Raw genomic sequence first — 22,665 nt, 5'->3', positions numbered from 1 at the left:
AATTTAAAAATTTTTGGGTTAAATGTAAACAGATAAACGCCCTTTCCTGTGAAAGAGCGTTTATGCTGAGCCAACGTGTTTCCTTGGTTCAGTGAGTCGTTCCCTCATTTTGGACCAGTTTCACCATCAGCTGGGCAAGCATTTTTTGTTCTTCTTCACTGCCCACTTCCCACAAAGCCTTGAGTAAACGTTCCTCACCGTTTTTTGGATCCACTTCAGCAGCCAGATAGTCACCAATGCGGTAAGCCATTTCGTTAATGACTTCCTGGGTCATCCCTTCTTCCTGTGCTGCATGCAAGCGGTCACCTAAAAAGTCTTTCCATTGCTCAAAATTATCTAAAATAGACATATTTTCCCTCCTCGCCATCCTACGTAATAAAATGGGACTTTCATCTCTTAATATGGTTAGCTGCAGGTATTTTATGCATGCCTCAAGTTAGCCAACCGCCATTCACCCGTAAAATATCTCCCGTAATATAGCTGCTTTCCTCCAAAATCAAAAAATGGATGGCATGGGCCACTTCCTCAGGAAGACCCAAGCGTCCGGAGGGAATAGCTTCGGCCAAGGCTTGCTTTTCCTCAGGTGTATACCCCTCAAGCATCGGTGTTTCGATGGCACCGGGAGAAACAGCATTTACTGTAATGCCGGAAGGGGCCAGCTCCTTGGCCAAGGCCTTGGTCAAGGCGTTTAACCCGCCTTTGACCATGGAATAGAGGGTTTCACACGAGCCGCCGGTTTCTCCCCAAATGGAGGTAACATAGACAATTCGTCCCCAGTGATTGGTGATCATCGAGGGTAAGAGACGCTGTGTCAGCTTAAACGGTGAAGTGAGATGCAATTGGATCATGCGCTCATAGTCCCGTTCAGAAATCTCAGTAAACAAAGCAACATGAGCCTGACCTGCGTTGTGGATGAGAATATCCGGCTTCCTGGTCAGCCCCTGCAGCAACTGCTCAACACCCTGGGGATGACTTAAATCTGCACCATGAATGTCAACCTCTATGCCATATGTGGCAGCCAGTTGTTCTTGCAGACAGGCTGCAACTTGATGGTTGGAATGGTAATGTAGCTGCAAGAAATAACCACTTTGCGCCAGCTTCATCGCTGTTGCCTGACCAATTCCGCCTGTTGCACCCGTAATCAATGCCACTTTGGCCAACTCCGTTCTCCCCTTTTCCTTCCGTCGGTTACACGTTGCTGTTATTTGACGATACACACCGCAAACTGATCGTCATTCACATGTTCAGCCAGGCGCTGTTCAATATCTTCAAAGCGCAAGGACTCCAAGACCGGTATAATGTCAAATAAATCGATCTCGTTAAATTTGTACCGGGTAAATTGTGTGGCAATAAACTCAGGGGAGTTTAGCGCTTTGAGGAAATGCCCGATTTTCTTTTTACGGTTCCGTTCAAACTCGGCCTTCTCCAAACCCTCCCTTTTCACTTGAGCCAGCGTATCCTTTACCCGCTGCAGTAATTTTTCCGGATGTCGGGTATTGCCACCGATCATAGAGAAGCCATATTTTTGTTCCAGATTATAATCAATGGCAAAGGAATCATCGATTAGTCCCTCCTCCATCAGTTGTTCGTAGACATTGGAGGTGGGACCGAGAATCATTTCCATTAATATATGCGTGGACAGCTCCTGTTTCAGCATCTCTTTGCCGTTAAGCCCCACGTTGGTTTCCTTAAAGCCCATAAATATTTTGGGCATATCCACCTTCAGTTCAATCTCATGCCGTTCTTGTGCTACGGAGTCCGGTTCTTGCTCAAACAGACGTTTAATCTCCCGGGCAGGCTGAAATGATTTCTGGGCTTGATTTTCCTTAACCAGGTCAAAAATCTCCCCAGGTTGAACAGCCCCAACCACAAATAACAGCATGTTGCTGGGGTGATAAAAGGTTTCATAACAGGTATAGAGCAGTTCTTTGTTAATCCGGTAGATGGAGTCCACCGTGCCAGCAATGTCAACTTTGACCGGCAAACGGTGATAAAGGGCCTCAATAAAGCCAAAATAAACCCGCCAATCCGGATTATCCTGATACATGCGGATTTCCTGCTCGATAATGCCTTTTTCTTTTTCCACATTTTGATCTGTAAAATACGGGTTTTGCACAAAGTTTAACAGTGTGCTCAAATTTTTTTTGACGTGGTCAGTGCAGGAGAAGAGATAAGCCGTCATGTCAAAACTGGTAAATGCATTTGCTTGGGCGCCATACTGACTGAACTCATTGAAGACATCCCCTTCATCTTCTTCAAACATTTTGTGCTCCAAAAAATGGGCAATCCCGTCGGGTACCTTTATTTCTTCCCCTTGATGGGAAACAAAATGATTGTCGATGGAACCGTATTTTGTAGTAAAGGTGGCATAGGTTTTGTTAAACCCCTGTTTGGGCAGTACATACACATCCAACCCGTTCGGCAACTGTTCGTAATATAACGTTTCCTGCAGTTGGTCAAAGACAATCTCTTCTGCACTCATGAGGCGTCCCCCGTTTCTTCAGAAGTTAAAAAGTAGATGGTATCAATTTGCACTTTTTGAGCGACACGCTGGATCTCTTCTTTCGTCACCTGTCGAATGTCCTGGATCAGGGTCTCACTTCCTCGCTCCTTACCACCGACAATGCCATGAAAAAAGCGCTCCATCAATTGGAAAGGCTGGTCGTTAGCTTCCCTGATCTGGTTGATGAGCATGGCTTTGGTTTGATTCAATTCCTCATCCGTGATATGACCATTTGCTGTTTCCTGCAACTGCTGTCTAATAATCTGAACCGTTTTGTCGTAATGGTTGAAATCAATCCCCGACATGATCATCATGAAGCCTTTGTGACTTTCAATACTGGAGTTCACATAATAAGCCAGAGATTCTTTTTCCCGCACATGGCGGAAGAGCTTGGAATGGGAAAATCCACCAAACAGGCCATTGAAGACAAGCAAGGCGATGTAATCCTCATCGACATAAGCCGTTTGTGTCCGGCAACCAATATGCAATTTACCCTGGGAAATTTTTGTTTTTTCAACCACTCTCCGTTCTTCGTCCACTTCCTGTTTGACAGAGACACGAGGAATGTCTAGAGGTTCAGTACGGGGCAGGTTGAAGTGTTTGTCAACCATTTCAGTGATATATTCTTTATGTAGATCCCCTACTACGAATAAATCCACAGGATGGGTGCTCAAGACCCGTTGGTAAAACTGATACAGTGATTCAGGAGTAATGTCTGCCAACTGTTCTTTGGAGCCGTAGGCGAAAAGTCTGTAGGGTTCTTCTTTAAACATTTCCTCCGTGCACCGTTTGTTGGCATACCGTATTTTATCATCTTTGATCTGGCTCAGTTTACGCTCCAAAAGGTCTTTTTCCAGTTCAACATGACGAGGATGGAATACACCGTTTTCCAGGCGGGGGCGCATGATGATCTCGCTTAACAACTGAATGCCCCGTTCGAACAGAGGTTCCTGATCGGTCAAAAATTTTTCGTTGGCCACTTGCAGCCTGAAAATGACCACCTGCTCTTCTCCCCGTTTAACCACATCAGTGGATAACGATGCCCCATACAAATCATCCAGAACCCGGCGCACATGCTGGGCTGTCGGATACTTTTCCGTTCCCCTTTTTAAAACTGAGGGCAGTAAAGCCACCTTGGTATGATCTTCTTCTGTCAGAGGGTGGCGGATGTAGACGGAAATAAAATTGGTTTTGTATTTCGGTGTAGAGATCAAATGAACCGGAATCTGGTTAACACGAGTCGATTGAAACTGATCTGCCATCCATGTGGTCTCCCTTCTCTCGAACTACTTTCTTTTAGTGTATTCAGCTAACAGCGTCGTCATCCACCCAATAAGGTTTTCTGACATATCAATGCTTTCTGTTATGAAATATGACTTTCCTCTTTGGACACCAGCACTTCCCTCGGTTTGCTTCCTTCATACGGTCCCACAATCCCATTCGCTTCCATGGCATCAATCAAGCGGGCCGCTCTTGTATAACCAATGCGGAAACGCCTTTGCAGCATGGAAACAGAAGCAGAGCCCTGCTGAATAACCAGCTCAACAGCCTGGTCATACAGTTCATCTTCCACAGACTCCCCTGTCTGTTCATCCGCCTGTTCAGGAATCATCTCTTCATGGTATTGAGCTTTTTGCTGGTTAATGCAATAGGTGACAATCTCTTGCACTTCCTCATCGGAAATAAAGGCCCCCTGTACACGTAACGGCTTGGCTGCGCCCACAGGCAAAAACAGCATGTCTCCCCGCCCCAACAGCTTTTCTGCACCACCCATATCCAAAATGGTTCGGGAGTCGGCCTGGGAAGAGACGCCGAAAGCAATGCGGGAAGGAATATTGGCTTTGATCACACCGGTGATCACATCCACTGATGGACGCTGAGTAGCAATAATCAAGTGTATGCCTGCCGCACGGGCCATTTGTGCCAGGCGGCAAATGGCATCTTCCACATCACCCGGAGCCACCATCATCAGGTCAGCCAGTTCGTCAATGATTATCACAATATAGGGAAGCAGCGGTTTTTTAGCTTCTGCATCCTTAGCATTCTCTTTGCGGATTAAATCGTTATATTTGTCAATATCCCGCGTTCCACTGTGGGCAAACAGCTCATAGCGCCGCTCCATTTCGGCCACCACTTTTTTCAAGGCCAGGGCGGCTTTTTTGGGGTCTGTCACAACGGGAGCCAGCAGATGGGGAATGCCGTTGTAGACATTCAGCTCTACCATCTTCGGATCGATCATCATCAGTTTCACTTCATGGGGTTTGGCCTTATACAGAAGGCTGGTAATGATGCTGTTAATACACACGCTCTTTCCGCTTCCCGTTGCCCCAGCCACCAGCAGGTGCGGCATTCTGTTCAAATGGGCAACAATCGGTTCCCCTGAAATGTCACGACCCAAGGCAATGCTCAGTTTAGACTTAGATTCATGGAAAGCGGAACTCTCCAACACTTCTCTTAAAGTGACCATGGCCACATCTTTATTGGGCACTTCGATCCCAATCGCCGACTTTCCCGGAATGGGCGCTTCGATGCGAATCCCTTTGGCGGCCAAGGCCAAAGCAATGTCGTCTGCCAAGCTGACAATTCTGCTCACCTTCACGCCAACGGCCGGATGCACCTCATAACGCGTCACAGCAGGTCCACGATGAACCTGTGTGACTTTAGCATTGACCCCGAAGCTTTCCAGCGTTCTTTCCAGTTTGCGGGCATTGGCCCGCATATCCTGTATCCCTGCCTGCTGATGTTTGGACTGCTTGCGTAACAGAGAAAAAGGTGGGAGCATGTAGTCACTTTCTTCTCCGTCTTCCCGGTAAGCAATCACATCATCAGCAGTAACAGGTTTCTGTCCATCTGCAGCCGCTTCTGTCTGCACTTTTTCCTTCGGTTCCACTGCTAGGTTAGGCTTGCTTTGAACCGCATCAACGATCTCGGTCCGCTCTTCTTCATAAGCCACATCCGTAAAGTCGCGGATGACTGGGTCGGCTTGATCATGGGAAGTTTCTCCTGATGCAAATTCATCAGCCCGGTGAACCGTCATCTCTCTGCCTAAGCGGGCTTCATACTTATGGACCGATTTGGCCCTTGATTGCTGGGCTGTAATGACTTCATGGTCAGCCTCTTTCATCAACTCTTTAAACGTGAGACGCTTTTCCTTCAGCCATTCCGCACTGCGGCGGCTGAAGCGGCGCACCGCTTTTAAAATATCAACATAAGAAATCCCAAACAACAGCATCAGGCCGATTAATATAAGGAAAAAAATGACAATCAATGTACCTGTATCAGCCACCATAAAATGTAATGCGGCAAACAGGACAGCTCCAATCATGCCGCCTCCAAGATCTACCGTGGGAATCTCCGCGGTGACATCTTCTACGAACAGGTTCCACGTCATCTTTAGCACCGATTGGGGGAAACGTCCGTCATCAGTTAAGGATTGAAAAAGAGTATAATGATTGAGAATCAACAGGGAACAAATGATCAAGACAATGCCTGTCCATCGGTAATGCCATCTCGGCCAAGCACGCTTGATAACCAAATAGACAGAAATGAAGGCCATACCTAAAGGGAGGATAAAGTCCCAGTTACCGGCAAAAAAGCGAAACATTCCCCTGAATAATCTGCCAACAGCCCCCGGTTGAACAAGGGCAATGACTGAGAAAGCCAAAAGGATAAGACCATACAACTCGTATAATAACGCACGTTTGATCCGCTCTTTTCGCGCTTGTTTTCTTCGTTTACGCTTGCCTGCCATCGGGTCAACCCCTTATGTAAGATAGAATGAAAAACAGCCGATGACAAATCGGCTATTTTTCATTAGTATAGCATGATTTGGTAAAGTAGACTAGCGGTCAGGAGGACCGAAAATAAATCACAGAGCCTGGAGAATAGTTGGGGTTCAAATAATCTTGGGGATTAGCACTTAGTAAGCGCACAATTTTGGCCTGATACGGACCACTGGGCTCAATCATCATTTTAACCCCTTTATAATCAATCTCTTCAAAATGGGGATTAAATTGTTCATAACCTTCATACACCCATTCCAATGGCATTGACGTGTAAATAATCATTGCAGCATCCCTTCCTGTTGTTGTTCTTGCTGCAAGTGCTCTTCCTCCTGTTGCCCTTTTGCAGCTTGAATCAGTTCATTCAGCTTGCTGAGGGCCTGCCCCAATCCGCCCACCTCATCGATCAATCCGTAGCTGACAGCATCACTGCCGATGACATTGGTACCAATATCCCTTGTCAATTCTCCTGTTTTAAACATGAGTTCCTTGAATTTTTCCGGTTTTATATTGGAGTGGCGGGTGATAAAGCTGACCACCCGGTCCTGCATTTTATCCAAATATTCAAAGGTTTGAGGGACACCAATCACCAACCCCGTTAAACGTACGGGATGAATTGTCATAGTGGCTGTTTCAGCAATGAAACTGTAATCGGCCGCTACGGCAACAGGCACACCAATGCTGTGTCCTCCTCCCAAAACAAGCGCGACCGTCGGTTTAGACGAACTGGCAATCATCTCGGCAATGGCCAAACCAGCTTCAACATCTCCACCAACCGTATTGAGGACAATCAGAATGCCCTCAATATTGGGGTTTTGTTCCGCTGCCACCAGCTGGGGAATAATGTGTTCATATTTCGTTGTTTTGTTTTGCGGCGGAAGTTGAAGATGTCCTTCAATTTGGCCAATAATCGTTAAGCAATGTATGTTGCTCTGGAAGTTGGGTAAACCTGGAGTGCCCAGTTGTTGAATTTTGTCCATGATCCCCCCTGGTTTTTCCTGGGAAGAAGGGGGATTCTGCGGACCGGGGGGAGAAGCTGGTGCACCCGGGTCTTGTTTGGCAGGTTGGGTTTCACGTGTTGGATTTTTGTCTGTCATCTTTCCTCCTCCTTCTTCGTTTAGTATCTGTCAGTCACAAGATTACATACCCATCGTCAATAAACAAAAAGAGCCTTTTCCCAGCAAAGGGGTAAAGGCTCTCTGTTAGGTAAAACAGTCCAAAATGAGCGTCAGGCTTCCATGATAATCGGCAAGATCATGGGTCGCCGGCGTGTTTGGTCATAAAGGAAACGACTTAAAGCTTCCCTGACATTGTTTTTCAAAGTGGACCAATCATGAGTTTGCTCATCGAGACAGCGTTCCAGAGTGGTTGTGACAAGCTGAATTGCATCATCCATCAGCTCTTCAGACTCACGGACATAAACGAATCCACGGGAGATAATGTCCGGTCCTGAAATAACGGAACCATTTTGTTTAGAGAGTGTAACTACAACAATCAAAATGCCATCTTGTGATAATAGTTTGCGGTCTCTCAACACAATATTGCCCACATCACCTACACCAAGACCGTCAATGAGCACATGTCCGGCTGGCACTTTGCTGCCCAGGCGTGCTTTTCCTTTGTGAAATTCCACTATATCCCCGTTTTCAATAAGGAAAATGTTCTCCGCCGGTACACCGGTTGCTTCAGCCAGCTTGCCATGCTGGCGAAGCATGCGGTACTCTCCGTGAATAGGAATGAAGTACTTAGGTTTCATCAGGTTGAGCATCAATTTTAACTCTTCCTGGCTGCCGTGACCAGAAACATGAACACCTTCCAATCCGTAGACGACATGGGCACCGGCCTTAAACAGTTGGTCGATGGTGCGTGAGACAAATTTCTCATTCCCAGGGATAGGCGTGGCGGCAAAAATGACCGTATCTCCCGGTAAGATGTCCACCTGTTTATGACTCGCTTTGGCCATGCGGGTTAAAGCACTCATCGGCTCACCCTGGCTGCCCGTAGACAGGATACACACTTTGTGCGCAGGCAAACGGTTCATTTCGTCAATTTCAATCAGCAAATCATCTGGGGCGTGCAAATAGCCCAAATCCCGGGCAATCTGTACCACAGTGAGCATGCTGCGCCCGACGATGGCCACCTTGCGGTTTGTTTCCATGGCCGCTTCAAAGACATTTTGAATACGATGAATATTGGAGGCAAAAGTGGCCACGATAATGCGGCCTTTGGCTTTGAAAAATTGGTCGGTAATGGCCCGCCCCACTTCTTTTTCAGAACGGGTGTAGCCCGGACGTTCCGCGTTAGTGCTGTCAGAGAGCAATGCCAGAACACCCTGCTCGCCAATCTCTGCCATGCGGCCAATGTCAGCATACTCATTATTAATGGGCGTGTAGTCAAATTTAAAGTCGCCAGTGTGGACAACTCGTCCCTCGGGTGTATCTATACAGACCCCCACCGAATCTGGAATACTATGGTTGGTTTTGAAGAAGGTGAGGGTAAAGCAGCCCAGATTAATCTTGCTTCTTTTGTGAATCAACACCCGTTTGACCTGGTGCAAAATATTGGCTTCTTTCAGTTTGCCCTCGATTAAGCCAAGTGTCAGTTTGGTGGCAAAGATAGGGGCTTTGATCCGTTTTAACACATAGGGTAAGGCGCCGGTATGATCTTCATGACCGTGTGTAACCACAATGCCTCGGATGCGTTCTTGGTTCTCTTCCAGATAAGTAATGTCAGGGATGACGATGTCGATTCCCAGCATGTCTTCTTCAGGATATTTAAGTCCTGCATCGATAACAACAATGTCGTCTCCATATTCTACAACATACATGTTTTTACCTATCTCGCCCACACCGCCCAGGGCGAAGATTAGCAATTTGTGTTCGTTTTGTTTTGACAATTGATTTATCCTCCCATGTTGCCATATTCAGTTGTAGTTACACCCGAACACTGCCCCTTTCACAAACCTGAAAAACCGCACATTATCACTTGATCATATTATACAGGATGGGAGTTGGTGATCACAAGTTTATTTAACCATTTTATACCTATTTTAAAGTGTACATTTTTTTACTCACATCAATGTGTCCCATAGTTACGCTTAATAAAAGTGGGTCAGAATCTGTTGCTTTTCACTGTCTGTCAAAGGAACCAGTGGCTGACGGACAGGGCCTGCATCAACGCCTTGTTTCGCCAGTACTAGTTTAACAGGCACTGGAGATGGAGCGGCAAACAAGGCTTTGCATTTGGGGTACAGCTCACGATGAAGCTGAGCCGCCTCATTGACATTTCCCTGCACAAAAGCTTTAATCATGCGGCTCATTTCCCGGCCAACAATATGACTGGCCACGCTGACCACGCCATACCCACCAATGGACAAGACAGGGAGAGTCAGGTTGTCATCTCCGCTGTACAGCAGAAAATCATCCGGTGTACCTTTAATAATCTCTGTCATCTGTCCCAGATTGCCACTTGCTTCTTTGACCATGGTAATATTCGGAATCTCAGCCAGCCGGCAAACGGTCTCAGCTTCCATATTAACACTTGTCCGGCCGGGCACATTATATAACATCACCGGTAAGGAAGTAGCTTCGGCCACCGCCTTAAAATGCTGATACAAACCTTCTTGGTTAGGCCGGTTATAGTAAGGAGTGACCAGCATGACCCCATCCACCCCTAAGGCTTGAGCTTGTTGGGTTAAGGCTATTGATTCCCGTGTATTGTTGCTACCTGTTCCGGCGATCACTTTGACTCTGCCAGCGGCCACCTGAAGCGTATGTTCAAATAAGGCAAGCTTCTCTTCTTTGGATAAAGTAGGAGATTCACCGGTTGTTCCCGCCACGATGATAGTCTCAGTTCCAGTTTGAATGAGATGTTCAATCACGTCTGTTTGACGATTCAAGTCCAGATTTCCTTGTTCATCAAAAGCAGTTACCATTGCTGTATGCAAGCGTCCAAATCCCACCAGGGATACCTCCCTTCCGACACGCTTAATGATTTAACTTGTGCAAGTTAAACTTGCGGTGCAAGGCATTAACAGCCCGGATCATATCTTCGTCTTTGACCAGAACCCAAATAGTGGTATGGGAGTCAGCAGACTGCAATATCTGGATGTCTTCCTCTGTTAATGCTTCAACAATTTGAGCCATAATGCCCGGAACCCCAGCCATCCCTGCCCCAACAGTAGATACTTTGGCACAATGAGGAACCACTTTGACCTCATAGCCCATCTCTTTGATCAGTGCAATGGCTTGATCGGCCACATCATTAAACACCGTATAAGCCACGCCCATAGGATTAACATTGATAAAATCGACACTGATCTTATTTTCAGCCATCGCCTTAAATACTTTTAACTGCAGGTCATACTCATTGTCTTTGGCCAACACTTTAATTTGAGTCAAATGGGGGACATATGCGATCCCTGTAATTAAACGCTCGTTTAAATTCTGTTGATAATGACTGACCTTGTCTAATGTGGTCACCAAAGTGCCCGGGTCATCTGAGCTTGTGCTCCGCACTCGTATCGGCACTTGACTTTGCATGGCAATTTCAACTGCGCGGGGATGAATGACCTTAGCTCCTTGATAGGCTAAATTACAGATCTCTGTATAGGTCACCCAATTGAGCGGAGCTGCATCTTTAACGATGCGGGGATCAGCGGTCATAACCCCTTCCACGTCCGTAAAGATATCCACATACTCTGCTTTTAACGCCACACCAAGAGCAGTGGCTGTGGTATCGCTGCCACCGCGGCCCAAGGTAGTCATCTCCCCTGCTGATGTACCGCCTTGGAAGCCGCACACTATGACCACTTTGTCTCTGGCCAGTTCATCCAAAATGCGCTGGGGGTTAATAGAAATAATCTGAGCCTGGCCAAAAGTGTCATTTGTCAGGATACCCGCCTGCATGCCAGTTAATGCGACAGCCGGAATGCCTTCTGCATTTAACATGCTGGATAAGGTGGTGCTGGAGATGATTTCCCCGCAGCTGAGCAACAAGTCGCGCTCCCGGTCAGAAAGGTGGTTACCGTTTTGTCTGATCAACTCCAGCAGGGTATCCGTAGCGTACGGATCTCCTTTGCGTCCCATGGCAGAGACCACCACGACCACATGATATCCTTCTTCCTTTGCTTTTTTGATATGCTCAATCGCTCTGGCTCTGATCTCTCTATCCTTTAACGATGTTCCACCAAATTTTTGAACAATAATCTTCATCTATACATCCCTCTTTGATGGTTGCTGCCTTAAAGCCACGTCACTCTGCTCAAGATTTAAATTTAGAAATATAAGCTTCGGCGATTTGAATGCTGTTATAAGCGGCACCTTTTAACAGATTGTCGGAGACAACCCACATATGCAAGCCATTGGGTCGGTCGAGGTCGCGACGAATCCGTCCCACAAACACCTCAGGCCGTCCAGCAGCACGAGTGGCCAAAGGATACTCCTGTTCTGCCGGATTATCTTCCACAATGACACCTGGTGCTTCACGGAGAAGCTGTCTCACTTCTTCCACGTTCACCTCTTGCTCCGTCTCTACATAGACAGACTCCGAGTGGCCCGTAAAGACGGGAATACGAACGCAAGTCGCAACGACTTCAATCGTGTCATCATGCATAATCTTCTTTGTTTCCCTAACCATTTTCATTTCTTCCAGGGTATAGTCATTCTCTTGGAAAAGATCGATTTGCGGAATGGCGTTGAAGGCGATCTGGAATTTCTTTTTATCTTTCGCTACCGGCAGTACTTCAGGTGTGAACGCTTCGCCATTTAAAACTTTGGCACTTTGCTCCTTCAGCTCTTCCAGAGCCACATTGCCTGCTCCGGACACTGCTTGATAGGTAGAAACAATAATGCGTTTCAGTCCGTATTTATCCTTAATAGGTTTAAGGGCAACCACCATTTGAATCGTTGAACAGTTTGGATTGGAAATAATCCCCTGGTGCTTGGCAATGTCTCCCATATTCACTTCCGGAACAACGAGGGGCACATCAGGCTCCATGCGAAAGGCATTGGTGTTGTCAATCACCAGTGCACCTCGTTTTACCGCTTCTTTGGCAAACTGTTTACTGACACTTCCTCCAGCACTGAACAGGGCGATATCGACCTCTTCAAATGCATCAGGTGTCGTTTCCTGAACAGTGATTTGTTCTCCCTTGAAAGAGACTTGCTTTCCCGCTGAACGACGAGAAGCAAGCAATGTCAGTTTATGAATCGGAAACTGTCTCTCTTCCAACAGTTTGACCATCTGCTGTCCAACGGCGCCGGTTGCACCAACAACAGCAACATGATACGTTTGAGTACTCATCAATAAAACTCCTCCCCATGATTACCTTCTTCAATGTCACTATTCTACTATTTTAATTCATATACTTATATTTTTCTACTATCATGGGTTGAAGTTGTTTTCCATCCAAGGCCGCTTCGCATGTTTCCTTGATCAATTCCATGCGCGCCACTAAAGAGTTGGTTTTGGCCAAAGGATTATCCTGACCAAAAGGAACAAAAAAGATATTTTTGGTATTGATCAGCTTAGCCACATTTGCCGCATTCAGTCCTAACCCATCGTTGGTTGAAATGGCAACCACGACCGGACGAAGGTTGCGCAGAGTCGCTTTAGCAGCCATCAGCACCGGACTGTCCGTCAGGGCATTGGCCAATTTGGCTGTTGTATTGCCCGTCATGGGGGCGATCACCATCACATCAAGCAACTTGGAGGGGCCTAATGGCTCAGCCTTGACAATACTATCAATAATTTCCTCCCCGGTAATCTCCTTAATTTTGCTCAACCAATCCTCTGCCTGGCCGAATTTGGTATCCGTTGATTTGACTGTATGGGTGACGATCGGGATCACCCTTGCTCCTCCGTCTTTAAGCTTCTTGATTTCCGGTATCACCTCTGCGTAGGTGCAATGGGAACCGGTCAAGCCGAAGCCAATGGTTTTGCCTTTCAAATCCATTATTCTTCCCCCCTGGATTGCCGTTCTTCAATCATCAGCTGAGTGATCACATTGGCCAATATGCGGCCGGCAGTTTTCGGTGCAACAATTCCAGGCAGGCTGGGAGCTAAGAGCGCTTTAATCCCTCTTTTCTCAGCAAACCTGAAGTCTACACCTCCAGGTTTAGAAGCCAAATCAATGATTAAGGTGTGAGAAGGCAGACGCACAATCACTTCTGCCGGAACCACTTTGGCCGGAATCGTGTTAAACAGGATATCGCAGTGATGGATATATTGTTTAATATCCTGAATATGAAAAGGTGTTAAACCCATCTCATAGATACGGGCTAAATGTTCCGGTTTGCGGGCGCCTACAAGTACTTTAGCTCCGAGCGCATGCAGTGCTCTGGCCAGCGACATGCCCACTCGCCCTAATCCCAACACAACACATTTGGATCCGTGCAAAGTGATATCCGTGTTTTGGATGGCCATCATCAAGGCACCTTCAACTGTAGGGATGGAATTGTAAATAGCCACATCATCCCTGTCCAAAAGCCGGACTAACTTGATGTTGTATTTTGAGGTCAGCTGCTCCAAATATGGCGTGGCCATCCCCGTATAGATGACACAGTGCTCAGGCAAGGTCTTGATCCAATCTTCCTTTAGGATGATGGTTTGGTCGGAAAAAACACTTTCCACAATCCCGTCAGCATGAGCGCCCACAATGGGCAGGATCAGGGCATCCACATCTTCAAATATTTCTGGGGCAGGATCCACTTTCGTTGCTCCCGGGAACTGGCTTTCCAACTGGTTAAAACCAATAAGCGAAATGGTAGCGTCCAGTTCACTGCACTTTTTAATCACTTCTATTTGCCGGGCATCTCCACCTATGAAGGCGATATGACAACCTGTCAACATGAATGAACTGGCTCCTTTCCTGAAGAACATGGTATCAACTGGAATCATTACCTATCTACCTTCATCGTATGACAGGTGCCTAGAGGGAGTGCAGGATTAAATGCTTATTTTTTTGTTCCTATTCATAGACTCTTCCTCTCTGCCTCAATTCAACGATCATCATTTCAGGACCGATCTTGCGCACGGCCTGCCACGGGATGACGACCTCCGCCCGCTTTTTCCCCAGGCCAAGAAACGAGGCCGTAGGTAAAAGGAGCGAATGAATGCTGCCTGTTGTTTCGCAGATGACAAGGTCGGTCTGCCCCACCAGTCCCAAACGCTCCCCATTGTCCACATCAATAATTTCCTTTCCGCTCAGTTCACTTAAGCGCACTAGCAACATCTCCTCTCCATCATCATTCTACTACTGTCTTATTCAACCCTGGTAAACATCATGACAAGGGAGCCGCTAATAAGACATAAAAAAAACCCATCCTCAGATGGGAGAATGCAGGCTTAAACAAGCAGGTGTTCCGGATGTATGCTGCCCGGAATATGCTCCAATGGACTAACCAGAGCGAAGCTGTGTTTCTGCCTGAACAGCCGGGCTGCCAGCTCGTGAACATCGTCCAGCGTAATCGCATCAATACCTGCCACAATTTGATCCAGGGTCAAATGCCTGTTTAAGAGCAGTTCATTGCGGGCAATGCGAGACATGCGGGCATTGGTACTTTCCAAGCTGAGCATTAGATGACCTTTTAACTGTTCCTTGCCATTCCTTAATTCCTTTTCTGTTATGCCGTCTCTAGCCAGATCATGAAGAATGGACGTGCATAACTCATATACCTTTTCAATTTGTTGGGGGGATGTCCCGGCATAGATATGCAGCGAGCCTGTCTCCTGGAAGCAGGAATGGTAGGAGAATACTGAGTAGGCCAGCCCCTGTTCTTCCCTGATTTGTTGGAACAAACGTGAGCTCATGCTGCCGCCTAAAATATTATTTAATAAGATGAGAGCGTACTGTTTTGAATCACCGAAAGGTAATCCCGGTAAGCCGATGCACAAGTGGGCCTGTTCCGTTTCCTTCACTTTAAGCAAATGTTCGCTGGTAAAAAAAGGCTGGGACTGTCCTTTAGGTTTGTGATGGTTTGTAAAACGGTCAAAATAGTTTTGGGCCAGGTTGATTAATTGAGCTTCATCAATATTGCCCGCAACGGCAACCACGGTATTTTCTGGAGTGTAATACTGATCCATGTACTGGCGGAGATGTGCCGGGGTTAACTGCTGCAAGACCTCTTCGCGCCCCAAGATGTTGTAACCCAAGGCATGGTCTTTGTATGTGGCTTCAGCGATCAGATCATGGACGACATCATCGGGCGTGTCCTCATACATGTGCAATTCTTCCAGTACGACGTTTTTTTCTTTTTCCAACTCCTCTTCACTAAGCGTGGCGTTAAAAAACATATCAGACAGAACGTTAAAGGCATACTCCACATGCTGATCAAGTACCTTGGCGTAATAACAGGTATATTCCTTGGAAGTAAAGGCGTTTAAGTGTCCGCCGATGCTGTCAAATGCTTCGGCAATATCCCGGGCCGTTCGGGTTGTGGTGCCCTTAAACAGCATGTGCTCAATAAAGTGTGAAATGCCGTTGTTTTCAGGTGTTTCATGCTTTGATCCAGCACCAATCCAAATGCCGATAGATACTGAGCGCACCGAAGGGATTTTTTCCATGACGAGGCGCAAACCGCTTGCAAACCGATGTGTTTGAATCAAGATGAATCCTCCTTAAATGTTGCCAATCATACTGCTCTGTTTAAGCAATAATATACCAAAGTTATTCAACTCTCACAATAGCTATGGTTCTCTCCGGACTGAGCACTTGCGCTACGGACCCGGCCTGCAATTCCTTTTGCAGTGCACCTTCAATTAAGCTGGGGAGTGCCTCAACCGTTGGGGCAGTAGGATGCATCAGAATCAGGGAACCATTCTCCAGATAAGGCACAATGCGGGCTCTAATTTCTGAAGGAGCAGGTTTTTTCCAATCGACCGTATCCAGTGTCCACATGACGGTATGCATATTGAGCTCTCTGGCCACTTTAACCACACGGTTATCATAGGCTCCGGCAGGCGGGGCAAAATAACGGCTTCTAACCCCAAGTTCTTGAATCAGCTGCTCTGTCTTGCTGATTTCCTCATGGATCTCTGTGATGCTCAGCCTGCGCATATCAGGATGGGAATAGGCGTGGTTACCGATTTCGTGTCCCCGTGTGACGATCTCCTGCGCCACTTCTATATTCCGTGACAACCACTTTCCATCCAGGAAAAAGGTCGCTCTCACCTGATAATCATCAAAAATGTCTAACATCTGCGGCACATATTCCGTTCCCCACGCTACATTGACCATAAAGGCAACCATCGGCTTTTTAGGATTCCCTCTGTAAATAGCAGCAGGTGGCAGGTCGTCCAAGCTGACTTCCGGCTCCACTTCGTTGATCACCAGATGTTCCAGCCGTACCTTTCCTGTCTGTTTGGCTAACTCATATGATTTAGCCACATCGACTTCAATGCCGTTGTACCCCGGTATCGCTTTCCAGACCCTGTCAATCCGGGCATTGACCGGCTGTTCATTAATGGTGCGGGCCAACGCTTCTATCTCTTTCAGCAGAGGGTCTGTACGGTCCCCCGCATGTTGCCGGCCTTTATCCCCTGCATCTTGTGAGTCTGTATCCCCCATAGCTTGCGAATCAAGAACGACACTGGTTGCTGTTTCCACATGAGGATTTTTTAAAGTGTATATGTATGATTGAACAGCTGGCGCATTAACCAGGGCCAGCACAATCATGAAGGTAAGACCATAGCAGAGACCAACCAACCATTTCTTTCCTTGTTCAAATTTGGACACGGACATGCCACTTCCTCCCATGGACAACATCTCTCTCCATCATTCTATTGTCCACAGGGGAAATTGATGCAAAAAAATTGAGGCTATATCACTATAGCACTCAATTTCTTTTGCTGAGGGATTTCCGGTTTTGTTCCTTAAGCAATGCTTTACGGGATAAGTTGACGCGTCCCTGATCATCAATTTCTGTCACTTTAACCAGAATATCGTCGCCAATTTTCACCACATCTTCCACACGATTAACGCGCTGCTCAGCAAGTTGAGAAATATGGACCAATCCCTCCTTGCCAGGCAGGATTTCCACAAAGGCGCCAAACTTTTCGATCCGCTTCACTTTGCCCAGGTATGTTTCGCCTACCACCACATCGCGCACGATGTTTTCAATGATCTGCTGGGCCTTCTCAATCATGGCCACATCCGGAGAAGCAATATATAAGCGTCCATCTTGCTCAATATCAATTTTTACGCCTGTTTCATCAATGATTTGATTGATCATGCGGCCGCTGGGTCCTATCACATCACGTATTTTCTCCGGTGAGATGCGCATGGTTTTAATTTTGGGGGCGTATGGAGACAATTCTTTTCTTGGCTCTTCGATCACAGCCAGCATTTTCTCCAGAATATACAGGCGTCCTTGCCGGGCTTGTTCCAGAGCCTCTACCAAGATCTCTTTGGACAGTTGGTCAATCTTAATGTCCATCTGCAAAGCGGTAACACCTTTCTTCGTTCCCGCCACTTTAAAGTCCATATCACCCAGTGCATCTTCCATTCCCTGGATATCGGACAAGATGGTGATGTGATCCCCTTCTTTGACTAGTCCCATGGCAATCCCGGCCACAGGTGCTTTAATGGGAACCCCTGCATCCATCAAGGCCAACGTACTGGCACAAATACTGGCCTGGGATGTAGACCCGTTGGACTCCAATACTTCAGATACCAAGCGGATCGTATACGGAAATTCTTCTTCAGAAGGTATGATGGGCTCCAATGCCCGTTCTCCCAATGCTCCGTGTCCGATTTCCCGGCGTCCTGGCGCCCGGGGTGCCCGTGCTTCACCCACACTAAATGGAGGGAAGTTATAATGATGCATGAATCGTTTAGATTCTTCTACTCCCAAGCCATCAAGAATTTGCACGTCTCCCAACGCACCAAGGGTGCATACGCTAAGAGCCTGAGTTTGTCCACGGGTGAACAATCCCGAACCGTGCGTACGGTGCAACAAACCAACTTCACATGAAATGGGACGGATTTCGTCGCTTTTACGTCCGTCAGGCCGGATCTTGTCAACCGTGATCAGGCGACGTACTTCCTGTTTGAGCAGCTTGTCAAACACCAACTCCACATCTTTCAGTTTTTTGTCCCGGTCCTCATCATCTTCATTGATTTGTTCGCTGAAGTGCTCTAAGGTTTGATTTTTTACAGCTTGAATAGCTTCTTCCCTAGCTTGCTTATCTTTCACTTGTATGGCTTCAAGCAGGTCTTTTTTTACATATGATTCAACAGCTTGCTCAATCTCAGCATCCACCGTATAAAGTTCCACTTCCATTTTCTCTGTGCCCACTTCTTGAGCAATTTCCTCTTGGAAGCGAACCAAGGATTGAATCTCCTCATGCCCTTTCAGCATGGCTTCCAACATGATCTCCTCAGGCACTTCGTCTGCACCTGCCTCCACCATGTTGATCCCTTGCATGGTACCAGCCACTGTCAGGTAGATGTCACTTTTCTCCAATTCCTGCCAAGTAGGATTAATGATAAATTTTCCATCTACTCTCCCCACATTAACACCAGCTATGGGGCCGCCAAAAGGGATGTCAGAGATCATGAGAGCCAAGGAAGAGCCAATCATGGCCGTAATCTCAGGGGAGCAATCCTGGTCAACGGATAACACTGTACTGATCACATGTACCTCGTTGCGAAAACCATCTGGGAAAAGAGGGCGAATAGGCCGGTCGATCAAACGGCTGGCCAAGACCGCTTTTTCACTGGGGCGGCCTTCCCGTTTAATGAAGCCACCAGGAATTTTTCCCACGGCATAGAGACGTTCCTCGTAATTAACGGTCAAGGGAAAGAAATCCAGATCCTTGGGCTCTTTAGAGGCCGTCACCGTACATAAAACAGCGGTGTCACCGTAACGGGCCAAAACAGCACCGTTCGCTTGCTTGGCCATTTTGCCAATCTCAAAACTAAGGGGCCTTCCTGCCCACTCTGTTGCAAACACTTTAACGTCATCATTACTCATCTATGTTGTTTCCTCCTCTCGATACAGGATTTATATTCGCTAATAGTCTAGTATTTCCTTCTTTTAATCTGATTAAAAATGAAAAAAAAACAGGTTAAAAACAAGTTCAAGGACGCAGAAAAAGCGGGAGATATCCCGCTTTCTGTCTGCCTTAACGGCGTAAGCCAAGTTTGTTAATCAGGTTGCGGTAGCGCTGAATGTCTTTCTTGCGCAAATAAGTTAATAAGTTTCGGCGCTGACCGACCATTTTTAACAGACCACGCCGAGAATGGTGATCTTTTTTGTGCTCGCGCAAATGCTCGTTCAGATAATTGATTTTTTCCGTAAGGATAGCAATTTGCACTTCCGGAGAACCTGTATCGTTTTCGTGGACTTTAAATTCTTCGATGATTTGCTGTTTGCGTTCTTGAGTTAATGCCATCCTTATTCACCTCCTTCATATGATCCCCTAAAGCATAGCCATGCGGTGGTGAGGCGCATAGCCAAGCAATAGGTTGCTTTTTGTCCTTGTACAGGACATCCTAAGTTAAGATACCATAATTTCAAATGTTTGTCGAGTCCATTAAAATACTTTGGGCCTTTTGAACATCACATTTAATTTGGGTTTGTAAGGCACTGGCCGACTCAAATTTCCGTTCCGGACGTAAAAAGTCGATAAATTCAACGGTTAATGTTTCACCGTATAAGTCCCCGTTAAAGCCAAACAAGTAAACTTCAATCGAAATCTGAGCCTCTGCCTGCTGAAAAGTAGGTTTTCTGCCTACGTTAGCCACCCCTGGATAGCGCTCTTGGCCACATGTGGCATAGACAGCATATACACCATATCTGGGAATGACATAAGGATAAAGGGGCTCAAGGTTTGCTGTAGGAAAACCGATCGTTCTCCCTCTTTTGTCTCCATGAACGACCTTTCCTGCTATGTGATATGAACGACCTAATAAAGCACGTACCTGGGCTACATCTCCCTCATTCAAGAGTGAGCGGATCAGGGAAGAGCTGATTTTTTGCTCATCCTGTTTCACTTTGGGGACGACATCCACTGCAAAATCAGCCTGTTCACCGCTCCATCGCTCAAGGGTGTGAATATCGCCCGCTCCCTTATGGCCAAAATGAAAGTCAAAACCGGTCACGACCTGTTTAATATTCAGCCCTACAATATACTGTTCAATAAACTGGGCAGGTGAGAGCATGGACAAGGCCGGAGTAAACTGAACCACATAGGCTGCATCAAGTCCCAAACCAGCTAACACATCCAGTTTATCCGGTAGAGGTGTCAGATAAGCAGGCATCTTTACCAGACCAAGCACCTCTTTGGGATGAGGGTAAAACGTCATCACAGCTGAACAGATGCCCTGCTCGTCCGCCCGCCTAACCGCTTGACGAATGACAGCTTGATGGCCAAGATGCACACCGTCAAAGTTGCCCAAAGCAACACTTGCCGGAGCAGGCTTTTCTTTCAGATCTGACGGATGAGTAATTTGATAAACTCTCATAGGGTACTCCTTTATGTAAACAAAACTTTTTTTGGTTTCAACAAGGTTGGTTGTGCCGCATAATAAAGGGCAATAAACTGGCCATGGGGGTCATACACACGGTACAGTTCACCCTTTTCCACCCTGTAGTTAAGGCGAATCGTTTGGCCGTGTTTTACCCGTTTAATCATCTCTTTTTCCAGTTCCACTTTGGGATAAGCGGTCAGAGCAGCATCCAGGGGATAGAGCCTCTTTGGCCAATCGGCACTGCTCCAAGTTTTGACTTCATCAAGCGTGACACTTTGTTCCAAGCTGAACGGCCCGCTTTTGGTCCTTACCAGGGAAGAAAGGTGGGCAGGGTAGCCTAAGGTCCTGCCGATGTCTACTCCCAATGTGCGTACATAAGTACCCTTGGAGCAGCGTACTCTAAACCTAATGGTAGGATAGGGCAAACCCTGGTCATAACGGAGCAGTTCCAGGTGGTGAATCACCACCCGGCGGCTTGGCCGCTCGATCTCTATCCCTTCCCTGGCCCATTCATACAGCCGCTTCCCCTTTACTTTTACGGCTGAAAACATGGGCGGAGTCTGCTCTAGTTCACCTGTAAAGCGGTTCAGAACGTCTACAACAACCCTTTCTGGGGGAGCTTCCTGTACAGGTTTCTCTTCCACCACCTGACCTGACTGGTCCTCGGTGGTCGTAGCAAAACCAAGCGTCACTTCGGCAATATATTCCTTTTCTTTCTCGGTCAAAAACTGGGCGATCTTGGTCGCCTTTCCCAGGCAAAGGGGCAAGACACCGGTCACTTCAGGATCCAGGGTGCCCGTATGGCCCACCTTTTTGGTTTTGGCCAGTTTTCTGACCGCGGAGACACAGTCATGGGAGGTCATCCCTTTAGGTTTGTTTAAGACCAGGATGCCAGTTAATACGTCCATTTTACTCAGTGTAACACCTCTTCCAATTTGGCCAGCAAAGCTTGCTTTGCTTCGGCCAGAGTCCCTCTGTAAGTGAATCCGGCTGCTTTGGCATGACCGCCACCCCCAAAAACTTGGGCAATCTCGGCCACATTGACCGTATCTCTTGAACGCAGTGAGACTTTCACCTGACCTTGCTCCACCTCTTTGAGCAGGATGCCCACCTTAACACCAGCAATATTGCTCGGATAGCCTACTAAGCCATCAATATCGTCACGGTCCACTCCCGTTTGGTGAATCGCCTCCAGCGAAACAGACATCAGCGCCACTTGCTGCTCATAGGCAAAGGTTAAGGTATCCAAAGCCTGCTTCAAAATTTTAATATGGCCTGTGGTGATTGTTTCCAGGGCGTACTGGGCAATCTTGGCCGGTCTTAGGTTATAAGTTAGCAGGTCAGCTGCCATCTCCAGCACTTTATGAGTGGTGTTGGCGTAGCGAAACCCGCCCGTATCGGTTAAAAGTCCGGTATACAGAGCCTCTGCCAGATCAGGAGCAAAGGCCTGTTGGAAGTGACGTTGGCATAAATCGTACAGGATCTCAGTGGTTGAGGCCGCTTCAGGTTGGATCACATTCACTTGACCGAAGCGTGTGTTGGTGGGATGATGGTCAATGTTAAGCAGTTCGGCATCATCACTAAACAATGGACCGATCTCCCCCAATCGTTCCTGGTCGGCTACATCGACGGCAATGACATAGCGAAACCGCTGATCGACAGGTGTTTCCGACAAGTTGATAATCTGTTCGAACCCTTTTAAGAATGAAAAGCGCCGTGGGGAAGCTCCCTCATTAACCAACATGTATGATTTACCCAGAAAGTGGAGCAAATGGGCAACCGCCAATACAGATCCTGTTGCATCACCATCTGGATTCACATGTGATACCACCAGAAACTGATCATGATCTTTTATAAACTGTGAGGCTTGGGCCAGAGCTTGCCGGTATGTTTGCATAGACGCACTC

The 22,665-nt window shown here is 47.1% G+C and carries 21 protein-coding genes; all 21 read right to left on the bottom strand.

All coding sequences use genetic code 11. From position 1 onward, the window contains the following. Window positions 1–88: 88 nt before the first annotated feature. On the bottom strand, window positions 89–349 hold the full coding sequence (locus J2S00_RS00480; RefSeq protein WP_307334317.1) for a DUF3243 domain-containing protein: 261 nt from the start codon (window positions 347–349) through the stop codon (window positions 89–91). 82 nt (window positions 350–431) lie between these two features. Beyond that, complete coding sequence (gene ymfI, locus J2S00_RS00475; protein WP_307334315.1) at window positions 432–1,160, bottom strand: elongation factor P 5-aminopentanone reductase; 729 nt, start codon at window positions 1,158–1,160, stop codon at window positions 432–434. Between the two features lie 41 nt (window positions 1,161–1,201). Next, window positions 1,202–2,482 (bottom strand): EF-P 5-aminopentanol modification-associated protein YfmH, encoded by a 1,281-nt coding sequence (gene yfmH / locus J2S00_RS00470; protein ID WP_307334313.1) that lies wholly within the window; start codon window positions 2,480–2,482, stop codon window positions 1,202–1,204. Then, window positions 2,479–3,765, bottom strand: coding sequence for an EF-P 5-aminopentanol modification-associated protein YfmF (gene yfmF / locus J2S00_RS00465; protein ID WP_307334311.1), 1,287 nt, complete (start codon window positions 3,763–3,765; stop codon window positions 2,479–2,481). Before yfmF ends, yfmH begins: the two co-directional genes overlap by 4 nt. A gap of 101 nt (window positions 3,766–3,866) precedes the next feature. Then, complete coding sequence (locus J2S00_RS00460) at window positions 3,867–6,254, bottom strand: FtsK/SpoIIIE family DNA translocase (RefSeq protein ID WP_307334310.1); 2,388 nt, start codon at window positions 6,252–6,254, stop codon at window positions 3,867–3,869. Between the two features lie 97 nt (window positions 6,255–6,351). Beyond that, the gene (locus J2S00_RS00455; protein WP_307334307.1) at window positions 6,352–6,552 is read right to left on the bottom strand and encodes a YlzJ-like family protein; all 201 of its coding nucleotides are present in this window, start codon (window positions 6,550–6,552) and stop codon (window positions 6,352–6,354) included. A gap of 14 nt (window positions 6,553–6,566) precedes the next feature. Continuing rightward, a complete protein-coding gene (locus J2S00_RS00450) occupies window positions 6,567–7,382 on the bottom strand; it encodes a ClpP family protease (protein ID WP_307334304.1) in 816 nt (271 codons plus the stop codon). Window positions 7,383–7,513: 131 nt separating this feature from the next. Beyond that, entirely contained in the window at window positions 7,514–9,181 is a 1,668-nt protein-coding gene (locus J2S00_RS00445) for a ribonuclease J (RefSeq protein ID WP_307334302.1), read from the bottom strand. A 201-nt stretch (window positions 9,182–9,382) separates the two neighbouring features. Then, the gene (gene dapA, locus J2S00_RS00440; RefSeq protein ID WP_307335182.1) at window positions 9,383–10,249 is read right to left on the bottom strand and encodes a 4-hydroxy-tetrahydrodipicolinate synthase; all 867 of its coding nucleotides are present in this window, start codon (window positions 10,247–10,249) and stop codon (window positions 9,383–9,385) included. A gap of 22 nt (window positions 10,250–10,271) precedes the next feature. Further along, window positions 10,272–11,498, bottom strand: coding sequence for an aspartate kinase (gene dapG / locus J2S00_RS00435; RefSeq protein WP_307334300.1), 1,227 nt, complete (start codon window positions 11,496–11,498; stop codon window positions 10,272–10,274). 49 nt (window positions 11,499–11,547) lie between these two features. Then, window positions 11,548–12,591, bottom strand: a complete 1,044-nt coding sequence (locus J2S00_RS00430) for an aspartate-semialdehyde dehydrogenase (RefSeq protein ID WP_307334297.1) — start codon at window positions 12,589–12,591, stop codon at window positions 11,548–11,550. 49 nt (window positions 12,592–12,640) lie between these two features. Next, on the bottom strand, window positions 12,641–13,240 hold the full coding sequence (locus tag J2S00_RS00425; RefSeq protein WP_307334294.1) for a dipicolinate synthase subunit B: 600 nt from the start codon (window positions 13,238–13,240) through the stop codon (window positions 12,641–12,643). Beyond that, window positions 13,240–14,136 (bottom strand): dipicolinic acid synthetase subunit A, encoded by an 897-nt coding sequence (gene dpaA, locus J2S00_RS00420; protein WP_307334291.1) that lies wholly within the window; start codon window positions 14,134–14,136, stop codon window positions 13,240–13,242. Before dpaA ends, J2S00_RS00425 begins: the two co-directional genes overlap by 1 nt. A gap of 118 nt (window positions 14,137–14,254) precedes the next feature. Beyond that, window positions 14,255–14,509, bottom strand: coding sequence for a YlmC/YmxH family sporulation protein (locus J2S00_RS00415; RefSeq protein WP_307335181.1), 255 nt, complete (start codon window positions 14,507–14,509; stop codon window positions 14,255–14,257). 122 nt (window positions 14,510–14,631) lie between these two features. Beyond that, complete coding sequence (locus tag J2S00_RS00410) at window positions 14,632–15,891, bottom strand: M16 family metallopeptidase (protein WP_307334289.1); 1,260 nt, start codon at window positions 15,889–15,891, stop codon at window positions 14,632–14,634. A gap of 61 nt (window positions 15,892–15,952) precedes the next feature. Further along, window positions 15,953–17,026 carry a polysaccharide deacetylase family protein gene (locus J2S00_RS00405; RefSeq protein ID WP_307334286.1) on the bottom strand — a complete coding sequence of 358 codons (1,074 nt, stop codon included), beginning with the start codon at window positions 17,024–17,026 and terminating at the stop codon, window positions 15,953–15,955. 94 nt (window positions 17,027–17,120) lie between these two features. Beyond that, window positions 17,121–19,259 (bottom strand): polyribonucleotide nucleotidyltransferase, encoded by a 2,139-nt coding sequence (gene pnp / locus J2S00_RS00400; RefSeq protein ID WP_307334283.1) that lies wholly within the window; start codon window positions 19,257–19,259, stop codon window positions 17,121–17,123. A gap of 151 nt (window positions 19,260–19,410) precedes the next feature. Then, entirely contained in the window at window positions 19,411–19,680 is a 270-nt protein-coding gene (gene rpsO / locus J2S00_RS00395) for a 30S ribosomal protein S15 (RefSeq protein ID WP_307334280.1), read from the bottom strand. A 121-nt stretch (window positions 19,681–19,801) separates the two neighbouring features. Further along, the gene (locus tag J2S00_RS00390) at window positions 19,802–20,752 is read right to left on the bottom strand and encodes a bifunctional riboflavin kinase/FAD synthetase (protein WP_307334278.1); all 951 of its coding nucleotides are present in this window, start codon (window positions 20,750–20,752) and stop codon (window positions 19,802–19,804) included. An 11-nt stretch (window positions 20,753–20,763) separates the two neighbouring features. After that, window positions 20,764–21,666: a tRNA pseudouridine(55) synthase TruB gene (gene truB, locus J2S00_RS00385; RefSeq protein ID WP_307334277.1), complete on the bottom strand. Its 903-nt coding sequence runs from the start codon at window positions 21,664–21,666 to the stop codon at window positions 20,764–20,766. 5 nt (window positions 21,667–21,671) lie between these two features. Beyond that, entirely contained in the window at window positions 21,672–22,655 is a 984-nt protein-coding gene (locus J2S00_RS00380) for a DHH family phosphoesterase (RefSeq protein WP_307334276.1), read from the bottom strand. Window positions 22,656–22,665 lie beyond the last annotated feature (10 nt).

Origin of the sequence: Caldalkalibacillus uzonensis (genome assembly GCF_030814135.1) — a bacterium.
Taxonomy (GTDB): Bacteria; Bacillota; Bacilli; order Caldalkalibacillales; family Caldalkalibacillaceae; genus Caldalkalibacillus; species Caldalkalibacillus uzonensis.
This window is presented reverse-complemented; position numbering and strand designations above follow the sequence as displayed.